Consider the following 6,166-nt stretch of genomic DNA (forward strand, 5'->3'; position numbering starts at 1 on the left):
TCTGCTGAAAAAACGGGCTTTGCAAAAGCTTGTCAAAGAAGGTAAAGGAAAGAAAATAGGGCTTCATTTTTCAAAAAATCCAAGGTTCAGCCAACAGCAATCGGACGTGCTTATCTCAATCGGAGACTACTATTTTCACATGCCTCCAACTAAAGAAGACTTCGAACATCTTCCGCATTTAGGTACACTTAATCAATCGTACCGAAATCCTAAAGCTCAAATGTCTTTAACAAAAGCGAAACACCTATTGCAAGAATATGTCGGCATGAAAGAAAAGCCGCTAGTGCCAAATCGCCAGCAGCCAGCTTACCATAAACCGGTCTTTAAAAAACTTGGCGAGAGTTACTTTTAAAATAAAAACAGCCGTGCCTCTTTCTGGCAACGGCTGTTTTTATTTATTCAATAACATACGTATCCACTTTTTTAATCAAATCACTGATCTCAGGCTTGCTGATTTGCTCATCTGCGCCTACAACTTCGCCGCGGTGACGCAGATCATCCGTAATTAACGATGAGAAAATCATAACCGGCACATCTGAGCTTTTCGGATTTTCCTTCAGCAGCTTTGTGAGCCTGTGTCCGTCCATTTTTGGCATTTCAATATCAGTGATGATCATATCAATCTGTTCTGATAAATCAGTTTCGTTTTCAGCAAGGTTCATAATGTATTCATATGCCTCTTTTCCATTTTCAAACGAAGCGATATTGTTGTACCCTGCTTCTTTTAGTTCATCCTGCAAGAGGCGCATCAAAAGCGGTGAGTCCTCTACAATGATTAGCTTTTTATCAGTTCTTCTTTCATCGAAGCCCTCGGTATGCATATTATACGTGTCAACACCTGAATCTGATTCAATGTCATAAATAATTTTTTCATAGTCAGGCAAAAAGATCATCAGGTCTTCGAGCTTAATAATCCCGGTAAGGTGCCGCTCCATTCCTTGATTTAACGATGTCGGCTTTTCAATCGCTTCCCAGGATACTCTGTGAATTTGAGAAACAGAGCCGACATGAAAAACAATTTTCCGTTTATTAAATTCAGTCACGATATATTTCTCATCTTTTGATCCTTCAGGCTCTACTCCAAAAAATGAGAAGAGACTGATCACAGGGAGAATTTCTCCTCTGAGTTTAATCATTCCTTCTACATGCTGATGGGAGTGAGGCACTGATGTCACCTCGACAGGCTGAATAATTTCTCTTACCTTCATGACGTTAATTCCGAAAGCATTTTCACCCACGCCAAACTTCACAATTTCTAATTCATTTGTACCAGAATCCAATAAAATTTCGTATTGTTGTAACGACAATTCAATCCCTCGCTATTCGCATTCAGTATTGTACTGTATATATCGGCGTAATTTGTAAAAAGTGAATGGCAGCTCTTCAAAATCGAATTCCGAAGGCAACAAGCCGCGTTCCTCAAAAAAGAAACTTTTTTCCTAATAACCATTGACTTTCCAACTAACAGTGATAAAATAGTCAAGGATTTTTCCAAAGAAGGGTGTAAATAATGGGTACCTTAGTAATATTTAAAGAAAACGAAATGACTGTTTTAGAGGATATCAGTGAAGAAACTTACCTGAATATGAAGAAAGAATCAGCTGACCTTCAAGAAGAGCATCCTCCGTATCTGATTTGGCACGAAGACCTTCATTTTGATTATGGCTATTAATGAAATTGGCACATATAAACAATAATAGAACATGATACAATAAAGACAATCAAATCGCTGGTTGTCTTCTTTTTTTCTGAAAAGAAAGGTATGTTTAGAAAAAAGGCGCATACAATCGAAATATATAGTTAAAAAGGTGACAAATGATCAGCTAGTGGTAAAATAGGATAAACTCATTATATTTGTTAAGGTGATGAATTATGGAACATTTGCTGAATCCGAAAGCAAGAGAGATCGAAATTTCAGGAATACGCAAATTCTCGAATCTTGTAGCCCAACACGAAGACGTCATTTCACTTACAATCGGCCAGCCTGATTTTTTCACACCGCATCATGTGAAAGCTGCCGCAAAAAAAGCCATTGATGAAAACGTGACGTCATATACTCCGAATGCCGGCTACCTGGAGCTGAGACAAGCTGTGCAGCTTTATATGAAGAAAAAAGCGGATTTCAACTATGATGCTGAATCTGAAATTATCATCACAACAGGCGCAAGCCAAGCCATTGATGCTGCATTCCGGACGATTTTATCTCCCGGTGATGAAGTCATTATGCCAGGGCCTATTTATCCAGGCTATGAACCTATTATCAATTTGTGCGGGGCCAAGCCTGTCATTGTTGATACTACGTCACACGGCTTTAAGCTTACCGCCCGGCTGATTGAAGATGCTCTGACACCCAACACCAAGTGTGTCGTGCTTCCTTATCCGTCAAATCCTACCGGCGTGACTTTATCTGAAGAAGAACTGAAAAGCATCGCAGCTCTCTTAAAAGGCAGAAATGTCTTCGTATTGTCTGATGAAATATACAGTGAATTAACATATGACAGACCGCATTACTCCATCGCAACCTATTTGCGGGATCAAACGATTGTCATTAACGGGTTGTCAAAATCACACAGCATGACCGGTTGGAGAATTGGATTTTTATTCGCACCGAAAGACATTGCAAAGCACATTTTAAAGGTTCATCAATACAATGTGTCGTGCGCCTCATCCATTTCTCAAAAAGCCGCGCTTGAAGCTGTCACAAACGGCTTTGACGATGCATTGATTATGAGAGAACAATACAAAAAACGTCTGGACTATGTTTATGACCGTCTTGTTTCCATGGGACTTGACGTAGTTAAACCGTCCGGTGCGTTTTATATCTTCCCTTCTATTAAATCATTTGGAATGACTTCATTTGATTTTAGTATGGCTCTTTTGGAAGACGCTGGCGTGGCACTCGTGCCGGGCAGCTCGTTCTCAACATATGGTGAAGGATATGTAAGGCTGTCTTTTGCATGCTCAATGGACACGCTGAGAGAAGGCCTGGACCGTTTAGAATTATTTGTATTAAAAAAACGTGAAGCAATGCAGACGATAAACAACGGCGTGTAAGCCGTTGTTTTATTTTTTTGGAAATGAAATTTTAAACGCTGTGCCTTTTTCAGGATGGCTGTCCACATGTATAACTCCCTGATGGTTTTCAATGATATTAAATGTCACCATTAATCCAAGCCCCGTACCTTTTTCTTTTGTTGTTAAAAATGGCTCTCCAATCCGGTTTAGTACCTTTTCAGGTATACCTTCCCCTTCGTCTTTGACAGTAACATGAACAGAATGCTCATCTTCGGTTATGATAATGTCTACTGTTCCCCCATCAGGCATTGATTCAACTGCATTTTTGATTAAATTAATGAATACCTGCTTTAATTGGTTTTGATCCCCGTTTATATAAATGCTGTCTTTTTCATAACTTGTTCTGATAAAAATGCCATTTAAATTCGCCTGCGTTTCTAACAGGGCTGAAACCTCACCAATTAATTTTTTCAAGTTCAAATATTCTTTGACAGCATTTTGCTGAGGTTTCGCCAGCATGAGCAGTTCACTGAGTATTAATTCGATACGGCTGAGTTCAGAAAACACAATATCAAAGTAATGTTCGTTGCCTTCCATTGTCGGTTTCATCAGCTGTAAAAATCCTTTGATCGCTGTAAGAGGGTTGCGGATCTCATGGGCGATTCCCGCCGCGAGCTGCCCTGCGATTGATAATTTTTCCGATTTCAGCATCAATTCTTCTGTTTGTTTTCTCTCTGAGATGTCCCGAAGAATGACCTGGACGGCCGCTTCACCAAAAAAGGTCGTCGGAATGCAGACCATCTCCGTATAGATGACCCTGTTCTGAAAGGTGAACCAGGATTGCTTGACAATTTCAGATTCTGTTTTTTGCTCGGCAATGTTTTGGATTCTCTCTTTTACATCCTCGTGATCGCAAGGATGCAGCTGATCGTATATGTTTTTGCCAATTAAATCCTCATATGTAGCCGCTTCAAACAGGGAAATTCCAGACTCATTCATAAATACCCATTTTCCATTGTGAATCACCGCAATGGTATCAATGGAATTTTGAATCAGCAGCTGATATCGTTCACGGCTTTTTTGCAGGATGGTTTGGAATTTTTTCCTTGAAGAGATATCGATCAGCAGCAGCAGCTCAGCCTGCTGGTTTTTGTAGACGGTCGGGGATGCTTTCACTTCTAAATGAACAGGTGTGCCATCAAGCCTTTTCCACGTCTGTTCAATCATTCCGACTTCCATTCCTTTTTGCATTCGTATAATCCTGTTTTTCACGATATCATGATATTCTTCTTCAATAAATTCATAGGACCATTTACCAATAATAGCATCCTTGCTTTTGGCTCCCAGCATTGAAAGCATCGCGCTGTTTACATAGACGATCTTGCCTTTGACACTGATGCATAGCGGACTCGGGAGATTTTCAACCAACCGTTCATAATCATCCGTTATATATGTAGTCGATTCCGGGCTTGCAGGTTCGATTTCATGTTTTTCGCAGTTTAGGGATTGATGGCCTGTTTCTTCTTCAAGAACCTTCATTTTCAAAATGATTTCCCGTTCTGTCCGCTCAGCTCTTGTCGTAACAATTTCTACCGCAGCCTCCACCCACACAATCGTATGATCTTTTTTAATAAAACGAAAGGTGCACGGCATCAGATGATGTTCATTATAAAAATAGCTTTCAACCAAAAATTGGTCTTCCTCATGCAGAAACGTTTTGAGGAATGATCCGATCATCTCTCCTTGGAGATAGCCCAAATGCAGTTTGGAGTTGGCAGATATATAAATGATGCGTCCATTAGAGGCCAAGACTGCATGAATATCGGTTTTTGTTTGAAGTGGTTTAACATGCTGCGTATCCTGTTCCACAGAATCCCTCCTTTGCATGATCATCGTGTTTCGACATATACAGATTGACTTTTACCTAGTATGATTCGCTAGAAAATGAGTATTCTCCTTCTATTCTTATGGTGAACGTCAATTTTTGAATAAAAGAAAGGGCACACAATCTTTTAGTTGTGCACCCTGTTTTTTATTTTTTACTGTGTTTTTTTTCGAGCTCTGCGTAGGCGTGGATAGCTCTTTTGGCAATAATTTTATTGATCTTATCATCATCATCTACTGATGGAACAACAACACTAAAGGCCACTTTTGGTTTTTTCGACGGGTAATAGCCGACAAAAGTCAGATTGTATGTTTTTTTCCCCCACCAGTTGCGATTCGTGCCGTAGTAAAATGTTTCCGCTGTTCCCGTTTTCCCTGATACATCTTCTGTAAACGTATTTTTTGCTGTCCCTGAAGAAGTGACTAATTTCATGCCTGTTTGTACTTGTTTCAAATCGCTCTCTGAATTATTAATCTTATTGAGTACTTTAGGTTTCCTATGTTCAATCGCCTTACCCAGCTGGTCTTTTTTTCCTGGCTTATGAATACTTGTGACGATTCTAGGCTGAACACGATAGCCACCATTGGCGATTACTGAGATGTATTGAGCCATTTGAAGCGGTGTGTATGTATCGTATTGGCCAATTGCTAAGTCTAAAATTAATCCTCCTACAGTTTTAGGTGTGGTTTGCATTCCGGCTGATTCCTGCGGGAGATCAATACCTGTCTTTACTCCCAGACCAAACTGGCTGTAATAGTTTCTCATTTTCAGTAGATCGTTCTGATCAGCCGGGAGAGATCCATGCGGCTTGTATGTTACGCCTGCAATATGCATGGCAACATTGAACATATATACGTTTGAACTTTTTTGCAATGCGGTTAATTCATTGATGGTTCCCATATTAGTATAAGATTTTTTTATAAGATTCGTTCCTAAAAGCATTGGAGCATCGACATAATATTTATAATGCGGAATTCCGTCCTGATAGCCGGCTAGCACGGTGGCCCCCTTTACTGCTGATCCCATTTCATATTGGGTGGTAAATGCCCCTATCGCATAATCTTCAATTTTGTTGGTTTTTAAATCTATCTTTTTCCCTGCCATTGATAAAATATCGCCGTTATTCGGGTCCATCATTACGGCAAAGGCTCTGTCAAGCATGTAATTTCCGCGTGCACGGCTGTTTCTTACTTCTTCTTCAATAATCTTTTCTACCTTTGCCTGAAGCTCCATGTCAAAAGAAAGCTGAAGATCGTATCCCCTGCT

Annotated in this window: 6 protein-coding genes; 3 read left to right on the forward strand and 3 right to left on the reverse strand. The window is 40.0% G+C overall.

Features of this window, described 5'->3' with window-relative positions; genetic code table 11:
- On the forward strand, window positions 1-352 hold a 352-nt coding region (locus tag RAC86_RS33880; RefSeq protein ID WP_377886565.1), incomplete at its 5' end, for a YkyB family protein.
- 43 nt (window positions 353-395) lie between these two features.
- Here the strand turns inward: RAC86_RS33880 and cheV are convergent.
- Window positions 396-1,307 carry a chemotaxis protein CheV gene (cheV, locus tag RAC86_RS33885; protein ID WP_014476655.1) on the reverse strand — a complete coding sequence of 304 codons (912 nt, stop codon included), beginning with the start codon at window positions 1,305-1,307 and terminating at the stop codon, window positions 396-398.
- 203 nt (window positions 1,308-1,510) lie between these two features.
- Between cheV and RAC86_RS33890 the strand changes: the two genes are divergently transcribed.
- Both RAC86_RS33890 and RAC86_RS33895 read left to right on the forward strand, forming a co-directional pair.
- Window positions 1,511-1,672, forward strand: coding sequence for a hypothetical protein (locus tag RAC86_RS33890; RefSeq protein ID WP_003245246.1), 162 nt, complete (start codon window positions 1,511-1,513; stop codon window positions 1,670-1,672).
- Window positions 1,673-1,872: 200 nt separating this feature from the next.
- Complete coding sequence (locus tag RAC86_RS33895) at window positions 1,873-3,054, forward strand: aminotransferase A (RefSeq protein WP_003232415.1); 1,182 nt, start codon at window positions 1,873-1,875, stop codon at window positions 3,052-3,054.
- A 9-nt stretch (window positions 3,055-3,063) separates the two neighbouring features.
- On the opposite strand, the gene kinA is transcribed toward RAC86_RS33895, so the two are convergent.
- A complete protein-coding gene (kinA, locus tag RAC86_RS33900) occupies window positions 3,064-4,884 on the reverse strand; it encodes a sporulation histidine kinase KinA (protein ID WP_015252197.1) in 1,821 nt (606 codons plus the stop codon).
- A gap of 163 nt (window positions 4,885-5,047) precedes the next feature.
- The coding region (locus RAC86_RS33905; protein WP_377886566.1) for a penicillin-binding transpeptidase domain-containing protein at window positions 5,048-6,166 on the reverse strand (1,119 nt) is incomplete at its 5' end.

This window comes from Bacillus sp. LR_5 (assembly GCF_042709275.1).

What these genes read in the sequence shown, in the direction of transcription:
- RAC86_RS33890 (WP_003245246.1), top strand. Translation starts at nt 1,511, where the DNA reads ATGGGTACCTTAGTAATATTTAAAGAAAACGAAATGACTGTTTTAGAG.
- RAC86_RS33895 (WP_003232415.1), top strand. Translation starts at nt 1,873, where the DNA reads ATGGAACATTTGCTGAATCCGAAAGCAAGAGAGATCGAAATTTCAGGA.